This is a genomic window from Streptomyces sp. NPDC096079 (assembly GCF_040303145.1).
Lineage (GTDB): Bacteria > Actinomycetota > Actinomycetes > Streptomycetales > Streptomycetaceae > Streptomyces.
This window is the reverse complement of the sequence record NZ_JBEOST010000002.1, coordinates 95,736-121,111: the sequence shown is the minus strand read 5'-3', so window position 1 is coordinate 121,111 and position 25,376 is coordinate 95,736. Positions and strand designations below refer to the sequence as shown.

Annotated in this window: 22 protein-coding genes and 2 tRNA genes; 3 read left to right on the top strand and 21 right to left on the bottom strand. The window is 73.1% G+C overall.

Annotation, left to right across the window (positions count from 1 at the left end; genetic code table 11):
• Positions 1–126 precede the first annotated feature (126 nt).
• Positions 127–1,827 carry a glycosyl hydrolase family 18 protein gene (locus tag ABTY59_RS04560; RefSeq protein ID WP_352017420.1) on the bottom strand — a complete coding sequence of 567 codons (1,701 nt, stop codon included), beginning with the start codon at positions 1,825–1,827 and terminating at the stop codon, positions 127–129.
• Between the two features lie 246 nt (positions 1,828–2,073).
• Positions 2,074–3,204: an LLM class flavin-dependent oxidoreductase gene (locus ABTY59_RS04555; protein ID WP_403533875.1), complete on the bottom strand. Its 1,131-nt coding sequence runs from the start codon at positions 3,202–3,204 to the stop codon at positions 2,074–2,076.
• Positions 3,205–3,487: 283 nt separating this feature from the next.
• Here ABTY59_RS04555 and ABTY59_RS04550 point away from each other — a divergent pair, with 283 nt between their 5' ends.
• Together ABTY59_RS04550 and ABTY59_RS04545 are read left to right on the top strand one after the other, a co-directional pair.
• A complete protein-coding gene (locus ABTY59_RS04550; RefSeq protein WP_352017418.1) occupies positions 3,488–4,246 on the top strand; it encodes an IclR family transcriptional regulator in 759 nt (252 codons plus the stop codon).
• Between the two features lie 76 nt (positions 4,247–4,322).
• A tRNA-Lys gene (locus tag ABTY59_RS04545) sits at positions 4,323–4,396 on the top strand.
• Positions 4,397–4,483: 87 nt separating this feature from the next.
• Here ABTY59_RS04545 and ABTY59_RS04540 read toward each other — a convergent pair.
• The 6 genes from ABTY59_RS04540 to ABTY59_RS04515 form a co-directional block, all read right to left on the bottom strand.
• Positions 4,484–5,146, bottom strand: a complete 663-nt coding sequence (locus ABTY59_RS04540; RefSeq protein ID WP_352017417.1) for a response regulator — start codon at positions 5,144–5,146, stop codon at positions 4,484–4,486.
• Positions 5,077–6,387: a sensor histidine kinase gene (locus ABTY59_RS04535; protein ID WP_352017416.1), complete on the bottom strand. Its 1,311-nt coding sequence runs from the start codon at positions 6,385–6,387 to the stop codon at positions 5,077–5,079. Before ABTY59_RS04535 ends, ABTY59_RS04540 begins: the two co-directional genes overlap by 70 nt.
• A 67-nt stretch (positions 6,388–6,454) precedes the next feature.
• Entirely contained in the window at positions 6,455–8,116 is a 1,662-nt protein-coding gene (locus tag ABTY59_RS04530) for an AMP-binding protein (protein ID WP_352017415.1), read from the bottom strand.
• A 39-nt stretch (positions 8,117–8,155) separates the two neighbouring features.
• Positions 8,156–8,749 carry a lytic polysaccharide monooxygenase auxiliary activity family 9 protein gene (locus ABTY59_RS04525; protein ID WP_352017414.1) on the bottom strand — a complete coding sequence of 198 codons (594 nt, stop codon included), beginning with the start codon at positions 8,747–8,749 and terminating at the stop codon, positions 8,156–8,158.
• Between the two features lie 145 nt (positions 8,750–8,894).
• Positions 8,895–10,838 carry an SPFH domain-containing protein gene (locus ABTY59_RS04520; protein ID WP_352017413.1) on the bottom strand — a complete coding sequence of 648 codons (1,944 nt, stop codon included), beginning with the start codon at positions 10,836–10,838 and terminating at the stop codon, positions 8,895–8,897.
• Between the two features lie 25 nt (positions 10,839–10,863).
• On the bottom strand, positions 10,864–12,273 hold the full coding sequence (locus ABTY59_RS04515) for a peptidoglycan-binding protein (RefSeq protein ID WP_352017412.1): 1,410 nt from the start codon (positions 12,271–12,273) through the stop codon (positions 10,864–10,866).
• 185 nt (positions 12,274–12,458) lie between these two features.
• On the opposite strand from ABTY59_RS04515, the gene ABTY59_RS04510 reads away from it, so the two are divergent.
• Positions 12,459–12,532, top strand: a tRNA-Lys gene (locus ABTY59_RS04510).
• An 89-nt stretch (positions 12,533–12,621) separates the two neighbouring features.
• Here the strand turns inward: ABTY59_RS04510 and ABTY59_RS04505 are convergent.
• The 13 genes from ABTY59_RS04505 to ABTY59_RS04445 all read right to left on the bottom strand — a co-directional run bounded on the left by ABTY59_RS04505 (position 12,622) and on the right by ABTY59_RS04445 (position 25,350).
• Complete coding sequence (locus ABTY59_RS04505; RefSeq protein WP_352017411.1) at positions 12,622–13,296, bottom strand: class F sortase; 675 nt, start codon at positions 13,294–13,296, stop codon at positions 12,622–12,624.
• A complete protein-coding gene (locus ABTY59_RS04500; RefSeq protein WP_352017410.1) occupies positions 13,293–13,889 on the bottom strand; it encodes a hypothetical protein in 597 nt (198 codons plus the stop codon). Before ABTY59_RS04500 ends, ABTY59_RS04505 begins: the two co-directional genes overlap by 4 nt.
• A gap of 72 nt (positions 13,890–13,961) precedes the next feature.
• Positions 13,962–14,741, bottom strand: a complete 780-nt coding sequence (locus tag ABTY59_RS04495) for an HAD-IIA family hydrolase (protein ID WP_352017409.1) — start codon at positions 14,739–14,741, stop codon at positions 13,962–13,964.
• Between the two features lie 79 nt (positions 14,742–14,820).
• Complete coding sequence (locus ABTY59_RS04490) at positions 14,821–16,362, bottom strand: alkaline phosphatase family protein (protein WP_352017408.1); 1,542 nt, start codon at positions 16,360–16,362, stop codon at positions 14,821–14,823.
• Positions 16,363–16,495: 133 nt separating this feature from the next.
• On the bottom strand, positions 16,496–17,554 hold the full coding sequence (locus ABTY59_RS04485; RefSeq protein ID WP_352017407.1) for a 2-aminoethylphosphonate ABC transporter substrate-binding protein: 1,059 nt from the start codon (positions 17,552–17,554) through the stop codon (positions 16,496–16,498).
• A gap of 33 nt (positions 17,555–17,587) precedes the next feature.
• Positions 17,588–18,385, bottom strand: a complete 798-nt coding sequence (locus ABTY59_RS04480; protein ID WP_352017406.1) for an ABC transporter permease — start codon at positions 18,383–18,385, stop codon at positions 17,588–17,590.
• Positions 18,372–19,253, bottom strand: a complete 882-nt coding sequence (locus ABTY59_RS04475) for a 2-aminoethylphosphonate ABC transporter permease subunit (RefSeq protein ID WP_352017405.1) — start codon at positions 19,251–19,253, stop codon at positions 18,372–18,374. Before ABTY59_RS04475 ends, ABTY59_RS04480 begins: the two co-directional genes overlap by 14 nt.
• Complete coding sequence (locus ABTY59_RS04470) at positions 19,246–20,298, bottom strand: ABC transporter ATP-binding protein (RefSeq protein WP_352017404.1); 1,053 nt, start codon at positions 20,296–20,298, stop codon at positions 19,246–19,248. The genes ABTY59_RS04475 and ABTY59_RS04470 overlap by 8 nt, the downstream gene beginning before the upstream one ends.
• Positions 20,295–20,981 (bottom strand): phosphonatase-like hydrolase, encoded by a 687-nt coding sequence (locus tag ABTY59_RS04465; RefSeq protein WP_352017403.1) that lies wholly within the window; start codon positions 20,979–20,981, stop codon positions 20,295–20,297. Before ABTY59_RS04465 ends, ABTY59_RS04470 begins: the two co-directional genes overlap by 4 nt.
• The gene (locus tag ABTY59_RS04460; protein ID WP_352017402.1) at positions 20,978–22,099 is read right to left on the bottom strand and encodes a TIGR03364 family FAD-dependent oxidoreductase; all 1,122 of its coding nucleotides are present in this window, start codon (positions 22,097–22,099) and stop codon (positions 20,978–20,980) included. Before ABTY59_RS04460 ends, ABTY59_RS04465 begins: the two co-directional genes overlap by 4 nt.
• A gap of 135 nt (positions 22,100–22,234) precedes the next feature.
• Positions 22,235–22,993, bottom strand: coding sequence for a GntR family transcriptional regulator (locus ABTY59_RS04455; RefSeq protein ID WP_352017401.1), 759 nt, complete (start codon positions 22,991–22,993; stop codon positions 22,235–22,237).
• Between the two features lie 50 nt (positions 22,994–23,043).
• Positions 23,044–23,895 carry a hypothetical protein gene (locus tag ABTY59_RS04450; protein WP_352017400.1) on the bottom strand — a complete coding sequence of 284 codons (852 nt, stop codon included), beginning with the start codon at positions 23,893–23,895 and terminating at the stop codon, positions 23,044–23,046.
• A 393-nt stretch (positions 23,896–24,288) separates the two neighbouring features.
• A complete protein-coding gene (locus tag ABTY59_RS04445; RefSeq protein WP_352017399.1) occupies positions 24,289–25,350 on the bottom strand; it encodes an ROK family transcriptional regulator in 1,062 nt (353 codons plus the stop codon).
• Between the last annotated feature and the right edge of the window lie 26 nt (positions 25,351–25,376).

Genomic DNA, 25,376 nt, shown 5'->3' with positions numbered 1-25,376 from the left:
ATCCCTCCGGGGCGGCGGGCATGGAACTGCCCCCGGCCGGAGGGACATTCCGGGCGGGGGCAGTGGCTCATGCGGGGCGGTGCCTCAAGGGCGGCACCTCATGCGGTGAGGGGATCACGAGGGGGATCAGCAGGCGCCGAGGTCCTGCCAGACGCCCCACTCGCCGGTGGTGCCGGGGGTCTCGTTCTGGGTCCACCACTTGGCCTTGTACTTGCGGCCGTTGTAGGAGACCTCGTTGCCCGCGTTGTAGACCGTGCCGGCCACGTACGCCGGGACCGAGCCGCAGCCCGTGGTGGGCGGGGTGGTCGGCGGCGTGGTGGGCGGGGTGGTCGGGGGCGTCGTCGGCGGGGTGGTCGGCGGCGTCGTGGTGGGCGGGGCGGTGGTGCCGCCGAGGGCCGTGTTGATCTGCTTCAGCAGGGTGGCGTTCTCGTCCAGGCCGAGGAGCGAGTACATCATCGCGCCGCCGAGGCCGCGCTGCTTGGCGTAGTCGACGCGGGCCTGGATGGACTTCTGGTTCAGGCCGGTGAAGAACTCGCCGTCCTTGTAGAAGTACGAGGACTTCGCCTGGTCGTCCCAGAAGGTGGTCGCCGGGTTGTCGACGATGCCGCCGAGCTCCTTGTAGTGCGCGATGCCGGCCTGCTGGCTCAGCGGGCGGACGTTGGAGCCGCCGGTCGCGGTCTGCGCGAGGCCGTTGGTGGTCCCGGCGGGGACGCCCTTCCAGCCGCGGTAGTAGAACTCGTAGCCCAGGGTCAGCTTGCCGGCGGGGAAGCCGCCGGTGATGCCGTAGGCGGCGTTGCCGTCGATCCAGGAGTCGATGGCGGCGTCGATGCTGTACTTCTCGGTGCCCGGCGCGATGACGTCGGTCGGGTCGTTCGAGCCGGAGTACAGCGGCGACTGGTGGTACGTCGGCCCGTCGCCGTCCCAGGCGCCGTGCATGTCGTACGTCATGATGTTCGCGTAGTCGAGGTACGCGCCGATCTTGTCCGTCTCGATGTACTTGATCTTGTCCTGGCCGGCCGGGAGGGCCGCGGTCAGCATGTACTTCTTGCCGCCGTTGGCCGCGCCGTACTCGTCGAGCTGCTTGCGGAACTCGGCGAGGAGCAGCGTGAAGTTCTGCTTGTCCTCGGGGGCGTAGTGGTTGCCCAGGTGGCCGCCGGAGGAGCCGGGGTACTCCCAGTCGATGTCGATGCCGTCGAAGATGCCGGCCGCCGTGCCCGCGCCGCCGTAGCCGCCCTCGACCGGCAGGTTGCCCTTGATGTACTGGTCGATGCAGGAGGAGACGAGCTTCTTGCGGCTCGCGTCCGTCTTCGCCGCGTCGCTGAAGTACTTGGAGTAGGTCCAGCCGCCGAGCGAGATGTTGATCTTCAGGTGGGGGTACTTCGCCTTCAGTTCCTTGAACTGGTTGAAGACGCCCACGATCGGCTGGTCCCACTTGTCGGCGACGCCGTCGACGGAGTCGGCCGCGCTGAAGGACTTCTGGTAGTCGGCGTACGAGTCGCCCGCGCCGTCACCCGCGTTGGGGTTGTTGTCGTCCCCCGCGGCCTTGTTGGCCTCGAAACAGGTGAGGTTGGTGGGGTGGATGTTGCCGAACGAGTAGTTGATGACGTCCAGCTGGCTCGCGATGCCCCGGGTGTCGAGGTGCTTGGGGTAGAACGCGTTGCCGTAGACGCTCCACTGGTCGTAGTACGCGATGCGCACGTTGCCCGCAGAGGCAGTGGTCGACGTGTCGGCGGCCTGGGCGGAGCCGAGGCCGACGGTCGCGGCGAGGGCGCCGCCGGCGAGGGCCGTGCTGAGAAGCGCGGCGATCAAAGGCTTACGGGGGTGCACGTGCTGCCTCCGGGAGGGGGTGGCGGTACGGAAGTTGGAGCAGTGATATCCGCCGCATGAACAGCGCGTCAATGGTCTGAACCAGATTGAGGACTAGACCAATTCGCCGGTGAAAGCCCTTGTCAGAGCCGTACAGCACAAAACGGAACCGCCCGCCACCATCGGTGACGAGCGGTTTAAGGTTCACTTAGGGCAGGACGGTGGTTCGTTCGGGAGTGAACCAACCGGCCTCCGAAATCTCGCGGTTCACGCCTCCGGCAGGTCGTCCGGGAGCTCCGGCAGCTCGTACGCGTCGGCGATCAGCTCGTAGCTCCGCACCCGCTCCTCGCCCCCGTGCCCGTTGGCCGTGATCATCAGCTCGTCCGCACCCGTCCGCTTCCGCAGGTCGTCCAGGCCCGTGCGGACCTCGTCCGGCGTGCCGTACACGACGTTCGCGAGCCAGCCGTCCACGAACTCCCGCTCGGCGGGGCTGAATCCGTACGCCTCCGCCTCCTCGGGGGTCGGCACCAGACCGGGCCGCCCGGTGCGCAGCCGCAGCATCGCGAGGGCTCCGGCGAGGACCTGGCGGCGGGCCTGCGCCGCCTCCTCGGCGGCGAACGCCGAGACGCCGATCATCGCGTACGGGGCGTCGAGGACCTCCGAGGGCCGGAAGGAGTCCCGATACAGGTCGAGCGCCGGGATCGTGTTCCGGGCCGAGAAGTGATGCGCGAAGGCGAAGGGCAGCCCGAGCAGCCCCGCGAGGCGGGCGCTGAAGCCGGAGGAGCCGAGCAGCCAGACCGGGGGGCGCCCCTTCGGGCCCTGCACCGGCCCCGGCACGGCGTGGATCCGGGCGTACGGGTGCCCGTCCGGGAAGTCGTCGTCCAGGAAGCGGGTCAGCTCGGCGAGCTGCTCGGGGAAGTCGTCCGCCCCCTCGTTCAGGGTGTCGCTGCGGCGCAGGGCCGCGGCCGTCGCCCCGTCGGTGCCGGGCGCGCGGCCGAGTCCGAGGTCGACGCGGCCCGGGGCGAGGGCCTCCAGGGTGCCGAACTGCTCGGCGATGACGAGCGGCGCGTGGTTGGGCAGCATGACGCCGCCCGAGCCGAGCCGGACGCGGCGGGTGTGGGCCGCGAGGTGGGCGAGGATCACGGCCGGCGAGGAGGAGGCGACCCCGGGCATCGAGTGGTGCTCGGCCACCCAGTGCCGGTGGAAGCCGCGCCGCTCGGCGAGCCGGCTCAGCGCCACGCTGGTGGCGAGCGCCTGGGTCGCGGTCCGCCCGCTGCCGACGGTCACCAGGTCCAGTACGGACAGCGGTACGGGCGCGGTCCCCCGCACCTCTCCTCGAATAGCGTCGGTCACCGTCGGGACCCTCCTCGGCACACGTGCTGATGCATCCAGATACATCGGGACACCAACAGGAGGGTGTCTCCGGTTATTCCGCTCCGGCCCCGCGGAGGAAAAATTCCGCCCCTGGCCGATGGCCGAACACCGACGCCGTGCGCCCCGGCGCACGCCCCTGACCTGAGACTCTGCGCACCACCCATGACATGGTCATATGCCAGAGTGGCGAGCCCCAGCCCAGGGGCCCGATCCTCCGCATCATTCTCGCCAACAGCCGCCCCGTGAGCGGCCCTTGGCGGCTATCGTGGTACGAAAGCTTGCGGTCACAACCTGGTAGGGGGAAACCGTGGCCCTGAAGCCCGAGCCCACCGCGCCGTTCCACTCGGTGCAGTACGCCCTTCGCGTCCTCGAGACGGTCTCACGGCACGGTGGCGGAGTGACGGACGTCCAGATCGCCCGCGAGGCCGGCCTGCCCGTCGCCCACCTGTCCTCCCTGCTCCTCATGCTCCGCCGCGAGGGGTACGTCGAGCAGGTCGCCGACGGCGCGTACGTGATCGGGGACTCCCTCGTCCTCCTCGGCTCCGGCATGACCCGCCGCGAAGCCCTGCGGACGAAGCTCCAGGAGACCCTGACCGAGCTGCGCGACTCGGTCGGCGCGGCGGTCTACATCAGCCGCTACATCGACGGCGAGGTGAAGATCACCCAGTTCGCCGACGGCCCGCGCACGCCCAAGGTCAACGAGTGGGTCGACTTCCGCTCGGCCGCGCACGCCAGCGCGGTCGGCAAGTGCCTGCTCACCCAGCTCGACCAGAACGGCCGCCGGGACCACCTCTCGCGGCACAAGATCGCCCGGCTGACCTCCCGGACGATCACCAGCGAGCGGATCCTCTTCTCCAAGCTCGACAGCCAGCCGGCCACCGTCCCCGTGCTCGACCTCCAGGAGTACGCGGTGGGCACGGTCTGCGCGGCCGTCCCGCTGACGGCGGGCTCGTCCGTCGGCTGCCTGGCACTCTCCCTGCCGATCGAGCACGCCCACCGGCTGCGCGCGGCGGCCGACACGCTCAACCGCAGGGCCGCCCCGGTGGTCCTCTCGCTGGCGCTCTGAGGCGGCGGACGGACCCGGTCCCGCGGGGTGGTCGGAAGCACCCCCCGGGACCAGGTAGTATTTTCTCTGTCAGCAGGCGCCGCTAGCTCAGTTGGTTAGAGCAGCTGACTCTTAATCAGCGGGTCCGGGGTTCGAGTCCCTGGCGGCGCACAGACAGAGAAGACCCTCTCGCTTCGGCGGGAGGGTCTTCTTGTCGTGCGCGGAGGTGCGTCTCCGCACGCGCGGACGCCCGCCCCGTCATGCCCGGAGGTAGGTGAGGACCGCCAGGACCCGGCGGTGGGTGTCCTCCGCCGGGGGCAGGTCCAGCTTCGCCAGGATGTTGCCGATGTGCTTCCCGACCGCCGCCTCGGTCACCACGAGCCGGCGGGCGATCGCCCCGTTCGAATGGCCCTCCGCCACCAGGCCCAGGACCTCGCGCTCGCGCGGGGTCAGCGCCTCCAGGGGGTCCCGGTGCCGGCGCAGCAGCTGCCGCACGACCTCCGGGTCGACGACCGTGCCGCCGTCCGCGACCCGGGCCAGGGCGTCGGCGAACTCCTCCACCTGCCCGACCCGGTCCTTCAGGAGATAGCCGACGCCGGTGCCGTCGCCCGCGTCCAGGAGGTCCGCGGCGTAGCTGCGCTGCACGTACTGGCTGAGGACCAGGACCGGCAGGGCCGGCCGCTCGGCACGCAGGGCGACCGCCGCCCGCAGGCCCTCGTCCTGGAAACCGGGCGGCATCCGGACGTCGGTCACGACGACGTCCGGCTCGTGCGCGGCGACCGCCTCCCGCAGCGCCTCGGCGTCACCGACCGCGGCGACGACCTCGTGGCCGAACCGCGCGAGCAGTCCGATCAGCCCCTCCCGGAGGAGGACGCCGTCCTCGGCGAGGACGACGCGGAGCTTGCGGACAGTGCGGGACACGGGATCTCCACTCGCAGGAGGGTCGGCCCGCCCGGCGGGCTCATGATCGTCAGTGTGCCATCCAGGACGGCGATCCGGTCGGCCAGTCCGGTGAGGCCGGAGCCCCGTGACGGGTCGGCTCCCCCGCGCCCGTCGTCCTCCACGTCGAGCCGCAGGACCCCCTCCGCGTGTCCGGCGGTGATCCGCGCCCGGCGGGCGCCGCTGTGCTTCCCGAGGTTCGCCAGGGCCTCGCAGCCGGCGAAGTACGCGGCGCTCTCGACGGCGCTCGGCAGCCGGGGCAGCGCGGACGTGTCGGTGTCCACCGGTACGGCGGAGCGGTCGGCGGCGTCCGCGAGCGCCGGGCCCAGACCGTAGTCGGCGAGGACCTGGGGGTGGATGCCGTGGATCAGCTCCCGCAGCTCCGTCAGGACCTGTCCGGCCTCCGCGTGCGCCTTCGCCAGCTGCTCGGCGAGCGGGCCGTCCGGCGGGGCGTCGAGCCGGGCCAGGCCCAGGGTCATGGTGAGGGCGACCAGACGCTGCTGGGCGCCGTCGTGGAGATCGCGCTCGATGCGGCGCCGCTCCGCCTCGAACGCGTCGACGAGCCGCGCGCGGGAGGCGATGACCTCGCCGATGCCGTCCGGCCGGTCGCTCTCCCGGGGCGTGAGCAGCGCCCTCGCCAGCGCGGCGCGGGCACCGGCGACGGCGGCCAGGGGGTAGGCGAGGGCCACGAGGAGGACGGCGCCGATGAGGGCCGCGGCGAGGGCCTCCGGGTACGACGTGACCAGGTACGCCTTGACGACCTTCGTCTCGTCGCCGTCCGCGGCCAGGCGGAGCGGGGCGCTGAGGAGCGCGCCGGGCAGGCCGACGGCGACGGCGACCGCGATCAGGTCGAGCGGCCACAGGACCGTGGCGAGCAGCAGGGCGTACGCGAGTTCACGCCAGGTCGCCTGCTCCGTCGCCCGGGTCCGGAACCAGGCCGCCAGGCCGGGCGCGGGCGGGACGCGGTGCGGGTCGGGGGCGGGGTCGAGGTCGGCGAGCCCGAGGCGCCGGCGCTCGATCCGGCCGAGGGCGATCCCGGACACCAGGAGCAGCGGCAGGCCGACCAGGAACAGCGAGAACACCCCGAGCACCAGGAACACGGCTCCGGCGGCCGCCCCGACGGCCCCACCGGAGACGAGGTACCCGACGGTGCGCCAGGGCCAGGGCCCGAGCGGAAACCGCCGGGGACGGGTGAGGGCCTGCCAGGGGGTACGGGGGTCCATGGGCCAACGGTAGGCCGACGGCCCCTCGGGGGGGGACCGCTTCCCGCGGGTCGGTGCCCGGCGCGAGTCACGGTGGGGTGTGGCCCCGGCGGCCGTACTCCGCTCGGAGCGCCGCCGAGGACGACGCCGTCAGGGGCTCGTACGCCGCCCCCGGCGTCGGGCGCCACCAGACCGGGTCCTGGCAGTCGAAGGCGGCCCGCCGGAGGGCCACCCGGTGGATCTTGTTCGTGGCCGTGAGGGGCAGCTCCCGCATGACCCGGACGAACCGCGGCGGCATCTTCGTCCCCAGGTCCGACTGCGCGGCCAGGAAGGCGGCGAAGGCCTCCGGGTCGAAGCTCGCGCCCTCCCGGAGGGCGAGGGCGGCCATCACCTGGTCCCCCGCCACGGGGTCCGGTATCGCGTAGACCGCGACGCCCGCCGCCCGGTCCCAGCGCGCCAGGATGTGTTCGATCATCGCCGCGGCCAGGTTCTCGCTGTCGACCCGCAGCCGGTCGTCCGTGCGGCCGGCGAAGTAGAGGAAGCCGTCCGCGTCCCGGTAGAAGAGGTCTCCCGTCCAGTACCAGCCGTCTCGCAGCCGTTCCGCCTCGGCCTCCGGGTTGCGCCAGTAGCCCTCGAAGGGCGAGCGGCCCCGGTTGACGAGTTCGCCGATCGCCTCGGTGGCGTTGAGGAGGACCCCGGCCGGGGAGAAGCGGGCCGGGGGGCACTCCTCCGCCGTGTCGGAGGAGACGACCGCCAGGTCGTCCCCGGGTGCCGCCCGGCCGATCGCCCCCTTCGGTGTGTCCGGGGTGCGCTGGATCGCCGCACCTCCCTCGGAGGAGCCGTACCCCTCGACGAGGGGGACCCCGAAGCGCTCCCGGAAGCGGGCCGCGTCCACCGCCCCCGCCTCCGTGCCGAAGCCGAGCCGCAGGGCGTGCGCGCGGTCGTCGGCTCCGGGCGGGGTGGCGAGGAGGTACTGGACGGCACGGCCCACGTAGGTGAAGTAGGTGGCCCCGAAGCGGCGGACGTCCGGCAGGAAGCGGGAGGCCGAGAAGCGGGCGCGCAGCGCCACTCCGGCCCCGGCGGCGAGCGCGGGCGCCCAGTCGGCGATCACGGCGTTCCCGTGGAACATCGGCATGCAGATGTAGTGGACGTCGTCCCTTCCGACGCCGAAGTGGGAGACGAGCGAGGCGCCGGCGGCCACGAGCCGGCCCTGGCTGCACAGTGCCGCCTTCGGCGCCCCGGTCGAGCCGGAGGTGAAGGAGAGCAGGAAGCGGCTGTCGGGCCGGACGGGCCCGAGCCGGGCGTCGCCGGGGCGGGCGTCCCCGTAGGGGGCGAGGAGTTCCCGGTACGCCTCGGTGTCGGTGACCAGGATCCGCAGGCCCGGCAGGGCGAGTCCGTCGAGGAGCGGCAGGTGGGCGCGCTGGGTGACGAGGACCCGGCAGGCGGTGTGCCGGATGTCCCGGGCGAGTTCGGCGCCGCGCCGGGTGGGGTTGATGCCGGCGACGGCGGCCCCCGCGAGGGCCGCCGCGCTGAGCCAGAGCGGGTACTCCGGCGTGTTGTCGAGCAGGATGCCGAGGTGCGGCTCGCCCCCCGGCACGGGTGGCATCAGGTCCACGAGGAGCGCGGCCCGCGCGGCGGCGCCCGCGGCGACCTGGTGGTGGGTGAGGGTGTGGTGCTCGTCCCTCAGTCCGGTCCGGTGGTCGCCCCATTGGCGCCGTACGAGCTCCGCGACGGTGTCCGCGCTCCTCATGGGCCGGACTGTAGCTGACGGCCCATCAGAACTGAACCGTCAGAACGTGACGTCCGAGCAGGCGTAGAAGGCGTTCGCGGTGTCCGCGATCGTCCACACCGCCAGGATCAGGTGCCGGCCCGTCTTGCCCGCCGGGATCGTCCCGGAGTGCGTGAGCGTCGCCGGCGGCTGCTGGTTGTTGTAGGGGACGGTGAGGAACGGCTGGGAGTCGAGCGCGGCCCGGGTCAGCTTCTGGCTCGGGTTCCAGCCGTTCTTGGTGATGTAGTACTTGAAGTCGGTGGTGGCGTGCCGGGCGGTGAACTGCCACCGGAAGTTGTAGCTCTGCCCCGCCGTGAGCCGCGTCGTCGGCCAGGCGCCGCCCCGCGGGTCGTCGAGCTGTGCGAACTGCGAGAGTCCGGCCGAGCAGATCTTCCCGTCGGCGGGACCGGTGGCGGGGAAGCCCTTCGGGCCCTCGACCGACTGCGGCTCCCACTGTATGGGGCCACAGTTGGTCACGGTGCCGTTGGCGCAGAGCTTCTGGCGGCTGATCGGCGAGTCGGTGTAGCCGTGGCTGCCGGCGGTGCCGGTGCCGAGGAAGGTGACGCCGGCGACGCCGAGCGCCACCACCGCCGCCCCGACTGACTTTTTGCGCATGCTGTCGCTCCAGGAGAACGTGGGGGAGTTCCATTGGGCCGTGCGCGCGCGTACGGGTACTGCCGCGCTGTTCCAGCGCTTCACTCGTACTTTGGTCTGGACCAAGTACCAAGGTATGGACGGAAGTTGAACATGTCCATCCCCGTCACGCCCCCTCTACCGGCCCCGTCCTGCCCGTGTAGAACGCCACCGTCAGGTCCTTGACCAGCGCCTTGCGCTCGTAGTCGTCCAGCTCCACCAGACCACGACTGGTCAGCCGGTGGACCACGTCGTCCACCGCGTCCACCACCGACGTCAGGACGCTGTCCCGGTGCTTCGCGTCGATCGCCGCGATCCGCCGCCGCCGCATCGCCGCCGCCACCTCCGGCGCGTACTCGATGCGCGTCGGCTGCGCCGAGAACACGTCCACGCCGACCGGGGCGCACTCCGCCGACAGCATCCGCGTCAGGGCCTCGCCGACCGCCTCCGCGTCCCGCAGCGTCGGCGCGTCCTCGTGGAACGCGTCCGCCGGGAGCTGCGAGAGCACCCGGGCCATCGCCGCCTCCACCTGCTCCCGCAGATAGTCCTCGTGCCCGTCTACCCCGAGCGCCGCCCGGACCGTGTCCCGCACCCGCCACACCACCAGCACGGTCACGTCCAGCGCGGTGCCCTTCGCGTCCACCGCCGACAGCGGCTCGCTGCGCCAGTGCCGCAGCCGGACGTCCACCCGGCGGCGCAGCAGCAGCGGACTCACCCACAGCAGGCCCGTACGGCGGACCGTGCCCCGGTACTCGCCGAACAGGGTCAGCACCCAGGCGTAGCCGACCCGGCCGCGACCCAGACCGCCCAGCGAGAAGAGGGCGCACACCACGCCCAGGGCCAGCAGGGCCCACTGTCCGAGAGGGATGCCCTGGTACGGACGCGTCGGCAGCCGCAGCATCCGCGCCGCCTCGGCGGGCACCGCCCCCGCCCACCACACGACCGCCGCGCACCAGGCGACGGCCAGCACCCCGGCGACGACGCCCACCCACCCGGGCAGCACCGGCCCCGGCCGCTCGACGAGAGCGGGATCGGCGGTGGGCGCGGGGCGGGACTTCGACGCGGCCCTGGCCTCGCGCCGGGCCTTCGCCTCCGGCGTGGACGCCGGCTCGGGACGGGACCCGGACCCGGTTCCCGCGTCCGTCCTGGCCGGCGCCTGGACCTTCGACGGGGCCGGGATCGCGGGCTTGCGGCCCGCCGCCGGCAGGGTGGGCGCGGCCATGGCGATGGTGTCGGGGCCCCCGTCGTCGCCCGTCGCGACGGGTACGGCGGTCTCGGGCTGGTCCCGGAAGAGGAGGTGCACCGGGATGGAGCCGGTGGTCTCGGCCCCGATCACGTTCTTCCGCCGCGCGACCCGCACCACGGCGGCGACGGGCACGGCGACGGTACCGACCCGCGCCCCCTTGATCCGCCCGAAGTCGAGGGGCGCCCCGCCGCCGACCGCCGGGGCGGTCCCGTCAGCCTCGGGGACCGCGGCCTCCGGCGAGGGATCCGCGACCGGAGGCGTGGGATCCACGGCCGGAGGTGTGGGCCGGGTCAACGACACCGGCGCTGACGCGGTCACGGCCACCGGCGATGCCTCGGCCACCGGTGCGACCTCGGCCTCCGTCACCGTCTCGGCCACCGGCACCGGCCCCGGCTCGGGAACCGGTGCCGCCTCCGTCGTCGACCCCGGCGCGACGAGCCCCGCCACGCCGGACGCCGAGCCCGCCGCGACGAGTTCCGCGACCGCGGACACCGGAACCTCAGCCGCGCCCTCGGCGGGCGCACCGTCGACGGGCACACCCGGACCCCGCGCCGCCACGGCCTCCCCCGCTTCCTCCGGCCCTCCCGGCTCCGCGCGCACCGTCGCCGTCGCCATCGCCGTCTGCTCGGCCGGTGTCGGTGTCGGCTCGGCCGGTGTCGGTGGGCCGGCGTCCGGGGCCGGTGCGGGTGTCCGCTCGTGGAGCTCCTTCGGGTCCGGTGGGGACGTGCGCGGGAGGGTGCCGTCCGTCAGGCGTCTGGCCGTGCGGGCCGCGTCACGCGAGGCCGCCGCGCCGGAATCCGCGGAGTTCGGGGTCGATGCCGTCATTCGGGTCCACCTCATGCTCTCGGGGTCATCGGAACAAACGCCGCCAGGTCTCCGGGCCCGGGTAGCCGTCGGCCGCTGCGCCGCGCCAGCCCTGTGCCCGCTGGAACGCCTCGACGTTGCGGCGGTCCGCCTCCGTCCAGCGCGGACCGGGTCCCGACAGGTAGTGCTTGCCGAAGCCCCGCTTCACCAGTTGTTTGCCCAGCTTCTCCACATATGCGCTGGATTGGCCCGGACGGAAGTAGCCACGCCCGGGAAACCCCGTCGCATTCGTGCTCGGACCGCTCGAACCACTCGAACCGCCGATGTCCTTGCCCCCGCCGGTCACGAGCAGCTTCCAGGTCTGCGGCCCCGGGAGACCGTCCGCCTCCTTGCCCTTCCAGCCCTGCGCGAGCTGGAACGCCTGGGTCGCCCGGCGGTCGGCCTCGCCCCACTTGGGGCCGGGGCCCTTCGTGTAGAACCGCCCGCCGCCGCGCCCGACGAGCAGCTCCCCGAGCCGGGTGACGTACGTGTTGTTCGCACCGGGGCCGAACGCGGCCGCACCGGGATAGGGGGCCGCCTCCGTGGGCAGCGCCCCGCCGCCGGTGCCGCCGCTCACCACGCCCTTGTAGCGGTAGGCCACGTACCGGTCGGAGTTCTCCCAGTACGCCATGGGCGTCGCCTGCTTGCGCGTGCGCGGCTTCGTCTGCTCGTAGGCGGTGTAGGAGGTGTGCGTGTAGTCGGTCCAGCCGCCGAAGACCGTGACGTGCGAGCCGCGCGTCGGGTTCGCCGGGTTGTGGAAGAGCAGGATGTCGCCGGGCTGGAGCTCGGTGCGGTCGATCCGTACGGCGAAGCGGTCGAGGCTGCCGGTCCACTCGTTGCTGCGCAGGTTCCAGGCCATCGAGATGTAGCCGGAGCAGTCCTGGCGGTAGCCGTCCGACCAGTACTTGTCCATGGAGTACGGGACCTGGGCGGAGACCCACGTCTTGGCCCGGTTGATGATCTCCGCGCGGGTCGTCTGCCGCAGCGTCTCCGTCGCGATCTGACTGGTCGTCGGGGACGCGTCCGGGGCCGGGTCGGCGCCGGGGCCCGGTGCGCCGCCGTGCAGCGGACCCCGCCCGCCCTGCGGGGACTCGGGTCCGGGCCAGGGGGTGTCCGAGACCCCGGTCCGCGGGGCCGGATCCGTCAGGACGGCCGGGTCCACCGCGACCGGGTCCGCGTCCGCCGGGGCGAGCGGGCCCGGCGAGCCGGTGAGGGCCGTCGCCACTCCGGTCCCGCCCCCGCCCAGGACCACCCCCGCCGCCGTCACCAGGACCAGCGCGCGACGGGCGCCGTGCGCCGCCGGGTGGCCACCGGACCGGACGGGCAGCCCCAGGGCGAGGTCACGCCGCTGCCGGGCGCAGCCCGGGCATCCGCAGTCCGCCGCTGGTTCGAATTCCTCGAAGACCGGCACGCTCATGCGATTCCCCTCCACACTCATCAAGATCTTTTGGGACCCTCGTTTCGGGCGTCAGTGTCTCAACTGTCCGGACAAATCGCATTTTGACGGATCGACGGCCCGATACGACCATCCGACAGGCCGGAGACGCCTGGCGGAGGTCAGGAGCACACCCGCACGTCAGGTAGAGTTCTCTCTGTCAGCAGGCGCCGCTAGCTCAGTTGGTTAGAGCAGCTGACTCTTAATCAGCGGGTCCGGGGTTCGAGTCCCTGGCGGCGCACGCAGAGTCAAGACCCCCTCACCGATGGTGAGGGGGTCTTGGTCTTTCTCCGGCGCGGTCTTTCTCCGGCGCGGTCTTTCTCCGGTCGGTTACGACGCGCCCGTCCCCGTCAGATACGCGGAGACCACCACGTTCGCCGTGTACGTGCCCGTCGCCCGGTCGAAGGTGCCCCCGCAGGTGATCAGCCGCAGCTCGGCGCGGTGGGGATCGCGGGCGCCGTAGACCTCGGCCGCGTCGAAGTCCTCGCGCGGGAAGACCCGGACGTCGTCGACGGTGAACTCGGCGACCGATCCGTCCGTCCGGGTGACGCGGACCTTCGCCCCGGGGCGGGCCGCGCTCAGGCCGTAGAAGACGGCCGGACGGGTCTCGGTGTCGACGTGGCCGACGAGCAGGGCCGCCCCGGCGGCGCCCGGCCGGGTGCCGGTGCCGAACCAGCCGACGGTGTGCGGCATCGCGTAGGGCGGCGGGGCGACGGCGCCCGTGTCGTCCAGGCCGCGCGCCACGACGGGTGCGCTGATGCCCAGGGAGGGGATGTCGACCCGGCGGGGTTCGAGGGCCGGCAGGGGGTCACGGGCCGGGGGCAGCTCGACGCCCGGCGGGCGGCCGACGGCGGCGATGTCGCCGGTGGTCGGCGCGGAGCTGCCGCCGGGTCCGTCGGTGGCCTCACGGCCCCAGAGCCAGAGTCCGGACAGCAGGAGTGCCCAGGTCACGCCGGTGACGAGGCGCCCGGTGCCCGTCGGGCGGGTGCCGGGCGGCACGGTCACCCGCCGTCGCCGCCGGATTCGGCGCGGCGGCGCGAGCTGCGGAAGGCGACCGCCACCGCGGCGACCGCGGCCATGCCGAGGCCGAGCAGGGTGTACGGGGTGCCGAGGCCGCTCGCGGAGGTGGTCTGGGCGACGCCGGGTGCCGCGGGCGCGGCGAACGCGGCGGTGCCGCCCCCTCCGGCGCGGACCGGTGCCACCGGGGTGGCGGGGTGCGTCGGCCGGTGGGTGGGCTCCTGGTGGTGCCGGACGACGACGGCGCCGGCGTCCCGGTGGGCGTGGCCGTCGCAGGTCACGCTGACCGCGTACGTACCGTCCTGGAGGCCGGAGCGAAGGGTCGTGTCGCCGAAGAGCGGCCGTCCCCCGCCGTCCCGGCCGGTCAGCTCCGCGTCGGCGACGAACGCCGTGGAGGTGGCGGCGCCGGTCGCGCCCTCGCAGCCCTGGACACGGACGTCGACCTCGGCGCCGGGCGCGGCCGTGGAGGGGGTGACGGCGGCCTGCACCCCGTCGTGGGCGTACGCGCCGCCGGCCGCCGGTGCCAGGACGAGCACCAGGGCCGCCCCTGCGGCACGGAGAGCAATGGGACCTGAACGCATCGTGACCTCCTGATACTGGCAGGGTCACCCGGATCGGCGCTTCTCGCATCCGCAGGGGCCGGCGCGCGGTCCTCAGACGCGGTCGACGATGTCGGCGATCGACTGGACGATCTTCGACGGGCGGAACGGGAAGCGGTCGATCTCCGCCTGCGTGGTCAGACCGGTCAGGACCAGGAAGGTCTGCATGCCCGCCTCCAGTCCGGCGAGGATGTCGGTGTCCATCCGGTCGCCGATCATCGCGCTGGACTCGGAGTGGGCGCCGATCGCGTTGAGGCCGGTGCGCATCATGAGCGGGTTCGGCTTGCCCGCGAAGTACGGCTCCTTGCCGGTGGCCTTCGTGATGAGCGCGGCGACGGAGCCGGTGGCCGGGAGCGGGCCCTCCAGGGAAGGGCCGGTCTCGTCGGGGTTGGTGCAGATGAAGCGGGCGCCCGCGTTGATGAGGCGGACCGCCTTCGTCATCGCCTCGAAGGAGTACGTCCGGGTCTCGCCGAGCACCACGTAGTCCGGGTCGTGGTCGGTGAGGACGTAGCCGATGTCGTGCAGCGCGGTGGTGAGGCCGGCCTCGCCGATGACGTACGCGGTGCCGCCCGGGCGCTGGTCGTCGAGGAACTTGGCGGTGGCGAGGGCCGAGGTCCAGATGTTCTCGACGGGGACCTGAAGGCCCATGCGGGCGAGGCGGGCGTGCAGGTCGCGGGCCGTGTAGATCGAGTTGTTGGTGAGGACCAGGAAGGGCTTCCCGGTCTCCCGCAGCTTCTTGATGAACGCGTCGGCGCCGGGGATCGGCACGCCCTCGTGGATGAGGACGCCGTCCATGTCGGTCAGCCAGGATTCGATCGGCTTGCGCTCTGCCATGGGTGCGGGACTCCTGCCGTACGGACGTGCGGTGTGCTGGGGGCGCCGCGACAGCGCTGTGGCGACGCCCCCAGGGTAATCAGGATGTGCTGATCTTGACCCCGTCGATCGTCCAGTACCAGTTGTTGGAGCCGGTGTAGCGGAAGCGGAAGCTCACGCTGGAGGCGCCGGCGGGAACGGCGACGGTGACGGACTGGGGCTGCGAGATGACGTCGGCGGTGTAGCTCTTGACGAGCGTGGGGGTGCCGCCGTTGAAGCTCGCCAGGATCTGGGCGGTCTGGCTGCCCTCCTGGCGGTAGAGGGTCGTGAAGCCGAGCGTCACGGAGGACGCGCCGGACACTCCGTACGCGGGCGTGACCAGGGTCGAGTCGTACGTACCGGAGAAGGACGTGTCGGCCCACTCGTCGGAGTCGGCGACGGCGAAGACGCCCCGGGCGCGGACGTTGAGCTCGCGGGACTGGTCGCGCTGGGTGCGGGACCAGAACTCGTCGGTGGCGAAGGACCAGCCGCGCCACTCGGTCATGCCGCCGGTGCCCATGGCGTTGTTGATGACGGACCAGCCGCTGGGCGCGGTGTGGGTGAAGCCGAGGATCCCGGCGGGGATGCCGGTCTCGTCGACGCGGCCGGTCAGGGAGGACTGGAGGGTGTCGAAGGGGTCCGTGGAGCGGTCCTGGACCGGCTTGCCGTCGAGGCCCCAGGCGGGGTCGGGCACGATGCCGAGCTGCCGGAAGACGGTGGCGGCGACGTCGACGAGCCGGGTGTCGAGGGGGCGGGCGCCGGCGGTGATGCCGGGGCCCTGGGCGAGGACGAAGGTGCGGCGCTCCTCGATGCTGGAGCCGCCGTGGCCGCCGGCGTCGGTGTGGCCGTGGTCGGTGGCGACGATGACCGTCCAGCGCTCGGTGGCGTAGGCCGGGCGGGCCCGGACGGCGGCGAGGAGCCGTCCGAGATAGCCGTCCTGGACGTCGATGGCGTCGAGGTACCTGGGGCTGGCCGCGCCGTAGTTGTGGCCGATCTCGTCGGTCTCGCCGAAGTAGACGAAGAGGACGTCGGGGTTCTGGTTGCGCAGGACGTCCTCGGTGATGTCGGTGATCAGCTTGTCGTTGACCACGTAGTCGTTGTCGTAGACGAGCTTGGCGTCGGCGCCGGGGGTGACGGTGCCGTGGGTGTCGAGCTCCGGCCAGTCGACGGCGGCGAACAGCGAGAGCTCGGGGCGGACCTGGTGCAGGCGGGCCAGGAAGCCGGGGTAGCGGCCGTAGTTCTTGCCGGTGAAGGTGTTGTCCTTCACGCCGTGCTTGTCGGGCCAGACGCCGGTGGAGATCGTGGACCAGCCGGGGCCGGAGGAGGTCGCGGCCATCGGGTTGGCGTAGAGCAGGGAACGGCCGTAGGTGCCGTTCGCCATCAGGGACTTGAGCGTGGGGGCCTTGGCGGCGTCGATCCGGTCGTGGCGCAGGCCGTCCATGCCGACGACGAGCACCTTGTCCTTGCTGGTGCCGTCCGGGAGCGTCGGGGCGGCGGGGGCGGCCTGGGCGGCGGGGGCGGTGGCGAGTCCGGTGGCGGCGACGGCCGCGGTGGCACCGGCGGCGGCGAGCACGGTGCGGCGGGAGATGCCGTTGATCGGCATGTCGGAGTCCTCCGTGGAGTCCGTGGAAGGGGTGTGAGCGCACACCAACGCCCCTGATCTCTCAGGGGCGTTGGTCCGTACCCGTTATCTTTCCGCGATGTTCGGAGGCTTTCCAGGGTCGTGCGGTGAACTCTTAGCTGCCGGTCGCGGACTTCCACGCGTCGACGTACGCCGCCAGGTTCTCGTCGATGTCGGCCCAGTCCGGCTCGAAGACCTCGACGCCCTCCATCAGCTTGGCCAGTTCGATGGCGTTGGCATCGGTGGGCTTGACGTCCTTGCGGGCCGGGAAGCCGCCGCCGATCCCGCTGACCTCGCGCTGGGCGCCCTCGCTCAGCAGGAAGTCGAGGAGCTTCTTGCCGTTCTCGGTGTGCGGGGCCTTGTTCACCAGGCCGGCGGCGTACGGCAGGGCGAAGGTGGTCGGCTTGCCGCCGTCCTTCGCCGGGAACCAGATGCCGAGGTTCGGCATGGACTTGGCCTGGGCGAAGTTCATCTGCACGTCGCCGTTGGCGACGAGGAGTTCGCCCTTGTCGACCTTGGGGGCGAGCTTGGAGGTGGAGGAGGACGGGCCCACGTTGTTGGCCTGGAGCTTCTTCAGGTACTCCATGGCGGGCTCCTTGCCGCCGAAGTCGTGCATCGCCTTGATGAGGACGGCGGTGCCGTCGCCCGCGACGCCGGGGGTGGAGTACTGCAGCTTGTCCTTGTACTTCGCGTCGAGCAGCTCCTCCCAGGTCTTCGGCGCGGCCGGCAGCTCCTTCTCGTTGTGGACGAAGCCGAAGTAGTTGTTGACGACGGAGGTCCAGGTGCCGTCGTCCGACTTGTCGGCGCCGTCGACCTGGTCGGCGCCCTTCGGCTCGTACGACTGGAGCAGGCCCTTGGAACCGGCCTGCTGGATGAAGGGCGGCAGGGTGACGAGCACGTCGGCCTGGGTGTTGGACTTCTCGCGGAGGGCGCGCTGCACCATCTCGCCGGAGCCGCCCTCGACGTACTTGACCTTGATGCCGGTCTGCTTCTCGAAGTCGGCGAAGACCTTGTCGTACCAGCCGTCGCCCGCCTCGCCCTTGAGGCCGTCGGCGCTGTAGACGGTGACGACCTTCTCGTCGGAGGCGGCGGAGGAGCCCGAGCAGGCGCTGAGCGTGGCGGCGAGGGCGAGGGCGCCGGTGACGGCGGCGACCGGCTTGGCGTACGTACGCATAACGTTGTTCTCTCCTAGCAGTACGGGGGGGTACTAGCGGTACGAGGCTTTGGTACGGATGCGGGAGACGGCGAGCAGGGCCAGCAGGGTCGCCGCCATGAGGACCACGGCGAGCGCCGAGCCGGTGAACAGGGAGCCCCGGTCGGTCGCGGTGAAGATCAGCACCGGCAGCGGGGTCCAGTCCGGCGGGTAGAGCATCATCGTGGCGCTGAGCTCTCCCATGGACAGGGCGAAGCAGAGCCCGGCGGCCGCGTTCAGGGACGGCAGCAGGAGCGGGAGCTTCACCCGGAACAGCACGTACGAGGGGCGGGCGCCGAGGCTGGCCGCCGCCTGCTCGTACATCGGGTCGAGGCGCCGGATGGCGGCCGAGACCGACTGGTGGGCGAACGCCGTGACGAGGACGGTGTGCGCGAGGATCACGATCCAGCGGGTGCCGTTGAGGAGCATCGGCTGCTGCGAGAACGCGACGAGGACGGCGAGGCCGACGACCACGGACGGCACGGCGACCGGGAGCATGAACAGGGCGTCGAGGACCCGCTTGCCCTTCCTGCCGAGGGCCGCGGCGGCGAGCGCCGCCCAGGTGCCGACGGTCAGCGCGATCACGCTCGCGGTGACGGCCGTGACCAGGCTGGTGGTGAGCGCCTGGAGGGATTCCCCGCGCACGGCCGCCGTGTAGTGGGCGGCGGTCGGTCCGGAGGGGAAGGCGCCGGACCAGTGCGTGGAGAAGGAGGCGGCGAGGATCACGAGGAGGGGCAGGGCGAACAGCGGGACGGACAGGACCGCGAACAGGGCCCACGCGGTCCACCGGCCCGTGCGGCTATGCACCAGCACGGCGGCTCACCCCCCGGTAGAGGACGTAGAGGCCGACCGACAGGGCGACGTTGACGACGGCGACGACGCAGGCGGCGGCGTAGTCGGATTCGAGGATCGCCTTGCCGTAGACGAGCATCGGGAGGGTCGTGACGCCCTTGGCGCCGGTGAAGAGGACGATCCCGAACTCGTTGAGGCACATGACGAGGACGAGGCTGCCGCCGGCGGCGAGCGCGGGCAGCGCCTCGGGCAGGATCACCTGCCGGACGATCCGCAGCGGCCGGGCGCCGAGCGAGGACGCCACCTCCAGCTGGGCGGTCTCCATCTGCGAGAACGCGGCGAGGAGCGGACGCATCACGAAGGGGGTGAAGTACGTGATCTCGGCGAGGAGGACGCCCCACGGGGTGGTGAGGAACCGGAAGGGCCCCTCGGGGTCCCCGGTGACGTCGGTCCAGATCCCGTTGGCCATGCCGACCGTGCCGTACAGGAACAGCAGGGCGAGCGTGATCAGGAACGACGGGAAGGAGAGGAAGACGTCGATGAACTTCGACACCGCCTTCCCGCCGGGGAAGGGCACGAACGCGATCACGAGCGCGAGCACGAAGCCGAGGACCAGACAGCCGACGGTGGCGGCGACGGCGAGCCACACCGTGGTGACCAGGGCGTCGCGGAAGGACGCGGAGGCGAACACCTCGGCGTACGCACCGGGGGTGAGGGACTCCCGGACGACGAGCGCGAGCGGGTAGAGGAAGACGAGCGCGAGCACGGCGACGGGCGGGAGGGCCCAGAGCCACCCGGTGGTGGGCCTGCGTTCCGCCGGGGCGGAACCGGTGGGCACGACCCCCGGTGCGGGCCGCCGTTCCAGGAGACCTGTGCCGGGACTAGCCATCGCTGACCCCCTGCGCCAGCAGCACCGCGTCCTCGGGCGCGAAGTGCAGCGTCACCTCGGTCCCGAGGGGCGGCGTCTCCCGGAGCTCCCGTACGTCGGCCTTGACGCGATGTCCGCCGACTTCCACGTACAGCCGGTGCGTGGACCCGCGCCACTGGACCTCGCTGATCCGGCCCCGGAGGGGGTTCGGGCCCTCCCCGAGTCCGACGAGGTGGGGCCGTACGCAGAGGGTGGCGGCCGAGCCGGGGGCCGCGTCGGAGACCGGGACCTTCAGCTCGGCGCCCGCGAAGGCGACCCCGTCGACGCCCACCGTCACCGGCAGCAGGTTCGCGTTGCCGACGAACGACGCCGTGAACTCCGTACGGGGCCGGCGGTACAGGTCCTGCGGGGTGCCGCAGTCCTGGAGCCGCGCCTTGTCCATGACCGCGATCCGGTCGGCCAGGGTGAGCGCCTCGACCTGGTCGTGGGTGACGTACAGGATCGACACGTCCGGCAGCTCGCGGTGGAGCCGGGCCAGTTCGGCCAGCATCCCGGAGCGCAGCTGGGCGTCGAGCGCCGACAGGGGTTCGTCGAGGAGCAGGACCCGGGGGCGGATGGCGAGCGCGCGGGCGATGGCGACGCGCTGCTGCTGGCCGCCGGAGAGCTCGCGGGGGTGGCGCTGGGCGTAGGCCGCCATCCCGGTCATCTCCAGGGCCTCGGCGACCCGCCCCGGGATCTCGTCCTTCGGCACCTTCTGGGCCTTGAGGCCGAAGGCGACGTTGGCCTCCACCCTCAGGTGGGGGAAGAGGGCGTACTGCTGGACGACCATGCCGATGCCCCGCTTGTACGGCGGGAGCGCGGTGACGTCACGGTCGCCGATGAGCACCCGCCCGGAGGCCGGCCGGACGAATCCGGCGACGGCCCGCAGCGCGGTCGTCTTGCCGGAGCCGGAGGGCCCGAGGAGGGCCATCACCTCGCCGGGTTCGACGGTCAGGTCCAGGGAGTCGAGGACGGTGTTGCTGCCGTACGTGACGGTGACGCCGTCGAAGCGGATGCCGCTGGTCATGCCTCGTACTCCGCGATCAGGGACGGGAGTTCCGCGACCGAGGGGAGGACGTGCGTGGCGCCGTGCTCCTTGAGCGCGGCCTCGTCGTGCGCGCCCGTGAGGACGCCGGCGACGATCCCGGCACCGGAGCGGACGCCGCTGAGCATGTCGTACGAGGTGTCGCCGGCGACCGCGATCTGCCGGACGTCGTCGACGGCGCCGGTGCGCAGGAGGGCGGCGAGGACCATGTCGGGGTAGGGGCGCCCGCGGCCGCCCGCGTCCGCCGGGCAGAGGGTGAGTCCGACGAGGTCCCGCCAGCCGAGGGCGTCGAGGATGGCGTCCTGGGTGATCCGGGCGAAGCCGGTGGTGAGGACGACGGTGCGGCCCTGGTCCTTCAGCCGGGCGATCGCCTCGGCCGCGCCGGGGACGGGGGCGATGAGACCGCCGGCGACCAGCTCTCCGTACGCGGCCTCGAAGGCCAGGTTGGCTTCCTGGGCGCGGGCCTCGTCGCCGCCGAAGAGGTGGCGGAAGACGGAGATCTTGGATTCGCCCATGGTGGCGCGGACGTAGTCGATCATCGTCGCCGGGTCTTCGCCGAGGCGTTCGGCGGCGGCCGTGAAGGCCTGCTCGACGAGGCCGCCGTCGGCGACGGTCGTGCCGGCCATGTCCAGGACGACGAGGTTCTGCTTGTTCACGGTGTTCACCAGCCCAGTTCGTTCGCGGTCGTCTCGGCGATGGCGGGCGAGCAGGTCATGCCGCGTCCGCCGGGTCCGGTCACCAGCCACACGCCGTCGCGGACCCGCTGGCGGTGCACGACCCGGCTGGTGTCGACGCACTGCGCGTACACCCCGGCCCAGCGGCGCCGGATCTTCGGCAGCGGGCGGCCGAGGAAGGACTCGACGACGCGGGTGAGGTGCTCGTAGGGGTCTTCGAGGGTGTCGAAGGCGAAGGGGTGCTCGTACTCGTGGGTGTCGCCGATGGTCAGTCCGCCGTCGAGCCGCTGCACCATGAGCAGCTGCATCTTGTAGGCGGCGGCGGTCGGGTCCTGTGCCTGGCCCTCGTTGAGGGCGTCGAGGGCGGGGGACGCGTACGCCGGGTAGTAGCGGAAGGAGTCGGCGTCGGCGACCGAGGTGGTGAGCCGCTCGCCGAGGGGTTCGGTCTGCATCATCTGGAGCCGGACCCGGCGGACGGGTATCTCGCCGGCGACCTCGCGGACGAGGCCGGAGAGCCAGGCGCCGGTGCACAGGACGACGGCGTCGCCGGTGTGGATCTCGCCGCGGTCGTCGCGGACCGCGCTCTCGCCGACGACGTCCCGGACCTCGCGGTTCGGCAGGAACGTGTACGTCCCGGTGGCGAGGAGGGCCTCGCGGAGGGCGAGCTGCGCGAGGCGCGGTTCGACGGCCGCGTCCCGCTCGCACCACAGGGCGGCCTCGAAGTCGCCGCGCAGGGCCGGGTTGACCGCGCGGGCCTCGGCGGCCGTGAGCAGCTTGTAGCCGCGGGCGGCGGCGTCGGGGCGGGCCACGGCGGCCTCGGCGACGGCGCGTTCGAGCTCGTTCCGCACGGGGGTGAGGGAGCCGATGGCCCGGAAGCCCAGGCCGGGGACGCGGGCGCCGATGCCCTCCCAGAGCTCCCGGGCGCGCAGGGCGGTGTCGAGCTCCTCGCCACCCGCCCGTCCGCTCACCCAGATCTGGCCAAAGTTGCGGAGGGACGCTCCGCGCGCCTCGGCCTCGCGCTCGATGTGTACGACCTCGTGGCCGCGTTCCACTGCGTGCCAGGCGTGCATGGTTCCCACCACGCCGGCTCCTACGACGATCACCTTCATGACGTCGACGGTCGCGGGATCGGGTGGACCGGACGGATCCGGTGGGCGACGGGACGGTGAACGGACCGACAAGCTTGGACCAGACCCGTTACCGTTCCGTGATCACACGAGGGTGTCGGCCGCGGTGCCCGACGGTCAGCCCTGTCGCCCCAGATGGGCGGTGAAGCTGAACCGGTCGCCCCGGTAGAGCGTGCGCACCCGCTCCAGGGGCCGGCCCTCCGTGTCCCGCGAGACGCGGTGCAGCAGCAGCATCGGCAGAGCCGGCGGCGTACCGATCAGCAGGGCCTCGCGCGGGGTCGCGAGGACGGTCTCGATGCGCTCGTCGGCGTCGCCGAACGAGATGCCGAGCCGGTCGTGGAGGTACGCGTAGAAGGAGGAGTCCGGGTCGAACTCCTCGTCCAGGCGCGGGGCGCGGGCCTCGGAGACGTACGTGCTCTCCAGGCCGACCCGCTCGTCGTCGGCGAGGAGCACCCGCTCCATGTGCCAGACGGGCTCGCCCCGCTCGGCCCCGACCTCGGGGGCCAGCGCCTCCGGGCAGGGGAACCGGTCGAGCGAGATCAGGCTGCGGCCGGGACGGCGGCCCTGGCGGCGGACGCCCTCCGTGTAGCTGGCGAGCGAGAGGGGCTGCTCCAGCTTGGGTCCCGCGACGACCGTGCCGCGGCCCTGGCGGCGCAGCCGCCCCTCCAGGAGCAGCTCGCGCAGCGCCTGCCGGACGGTCTCGCGGGACACCTCGTACCGGACGGCGAGATCACGCTCGGTGGGCAGCAGCCCGCCCTCCCCCAACTCGTCGACCATCAGGGCGATCTTCGCCTTGACGGCGTAGTACTTGGGGACGCGGCCGTGCTCGGGGATGCCGGAGCGGACGGGGGCGCCGGGGCTGCTCTGGTAGTTCATCCGGGGATGGTCGCAGACGGGGATGAACGGGAAGGTGTACGGCGCATGACTCAGCGGGGCCGGCGGCGGCGGGCGGCCCTGAGCAGGAGGACGCCGAGCAGGACGAGACCCGCGGCGAGCGGGGCGACGACCCGCCCGTACACCTCCGACTCCCTTCCCGTGCTGGCCAGTTCGGGACCCTGCGCGGAGTCGGCCGGGGCCTCGGCGCTGCCGGTGACGGGCGCGGTCGGGGCGGGCGGACGGACCGCCTTGCCGGGCGGCGCCGACGGGTCGGCGGGGCGGGGTGTGTCAGGTGCGGTGGGCGCGCCGGGCTCGGCGGGTCCCACGGTCAGGCGGTAGTCGCCGGACTCGCCGACCCAGTCGCCGTCCTCGCCCCTGCGCTGCACGACCGCCGCGTTCACGACGACCTCGTCGGGCGCCGTCTGCGCCTCGAACATGAGGCGTACGGGGACGGTGAGCGTCTCGCCCGCGGCCACCGCGAAGCCGCCGAAACCGGTGAACGCGCCCACGTTCTCCGCCTCGTCGGTCGACACGAAGGACACCGGGCGCCAGCGCGCCGACCCGGCGTCGTAGAACTCCAGCCGGATCTGCTCCGGACTCAGGGCGCGGTCCCGGTCGGTGAGGACGAGCACCGGATGGACGCCCGAGCAGGGGGCGTCGGTGGTGTTCGTGAGGTCCAGGTTCCAGTCCTGGAAGGGGCCTCCCGCCGGATAGTCGTCGGGACCGCCGTGGAGCCGGGTGTCCAGCGGAAAGCCGCCGGCGGCCGGGGTGCCGCAGCTGGGGGCGGGCGGATCGGGGGCGGGGACGGCGGGGGCCGGGGCGGCGATCACGAGGGGGGCCGTGACGGCGGTGGCCACGGTCACTGCGCGGACGCCGCTCAGGCGCCGGGGGACGGTTGCCATGGGGCGGATGCCTCTGCTGCTCGCGTGCGTGGGGACCCCGGTGACGCTGCCACGCGGGAGGGCACGGGCGGGGCAGCGACACCGGGGGCACGCCCGCGGGGGCCGCGGATCCAACCGATCGGCCTACTGTCCGATGATCGGAAGACCGGGCTGGACCTCGGGGCTCGGCTCCCGGAGGCCGGGAGCCTCTGCGCTCACCTCCGCACGCCTGGGCCTCCGCGCTCACCTCGCGGGAGCCCGCGCCCCGCACGCACCCCCCGCAAGCCCGCGCCCGTGCGCTCACCTCGCGGAAGCCCGCGCCCCGCACTCACCCCCCGCAAGCCCGCGCCCGTGCGCTCACCTCGCGGAAGCCCGCGCCCCGCACTCACCTCCCGCAAGCCCGCGCCCGTGCGCTCACCTCCCGAAGGCCGGCGCGAGGGTCAGCCAGGCCGCGCCCTCCGCCACCGCGTCCCGGCGCGTCGCGAGGCGCACCGGGGTCGTCAGACCGAGGCCGGTCAGCACCCTCCGCACGCCCTCCGCGAAGACCTCGGGATCGGCGAGCACCACCCGCCCGCCCAGCAGGACCTGGTCGATGTCGAGCAGCCGGACGAGGTTGGCCGCCCCCGTGCCCAGGATCCGCGCCGCCTCGGCGCGATCGCCGCGCGCGACCGCCCCCAGGCACAGGACCTCCAGGCAGCCGCGCCCGCCGCAGCCGCACGGCGGCCCGTCGAGCTGCACGGTCTGGTGGCCGAGCTCGCCCGCCCCGGTCCGGTCCCCACGCAGCGGCGCCCCGCCGAGGACAAGCCCGGCGCCGAGCCCCGTACCGAGGTGGACGTAGGCGAAGGAGCCGGGGGCTGCGGGGCGCAGGGCGAGGCCGAGCGCGGCGGCGTTGGTGTCCTTGTCGAGGACGACGGGCAGTCCGAGGCGCGCCGCCAGCTCGTCCCGTACCGGATGGCCGGCCCACGCGGGGAAGCCCGTCACCCGGCCCGGCACCCCGGCCCGGTGGTCCAGCGGCCCGGGCATGGCGACCCCGACGCCGAGGAGGGTCGTGGCGGAGGGGGCCGCGCCGAGCAGCGCCCGCACCTCGCCCTCCACCGCGTCCAGGACCGGGCCCGCCCCCGCGCCCAGGTCCAGGGGGCGGCGGCGGACCTCGAGGACCGTGCCCGCGAGGTCCGTGAGGAGGGAGGTCAGCTCGTCGCGGTCGAGGTGGACCCCGACGGCGTGCGCGGCGGAGGGCACCAGGCACAGGACGGTACGGGGCTTGCCTCCGGTCGAGGCGCGGTGGCCCGCCTCCGTCGCGAGGCCCTCGGCCCGCAGCCGGGCGGTGATCTTGCTGACGGCCTGTGGCGTGAGCCCGGTCCGCTCGGCCAGTTCGAGGCGGCTGATCCCGGTCCCGCCCGCCGTCCGCAGCAGGTCGAGCACGAGCGCCGCGTTGGGGCCGCGCACAGCCGGCACCCGTACGTTCTGATTCCTCACTCCCCCATTGTCGTCGTCGCTTGCAC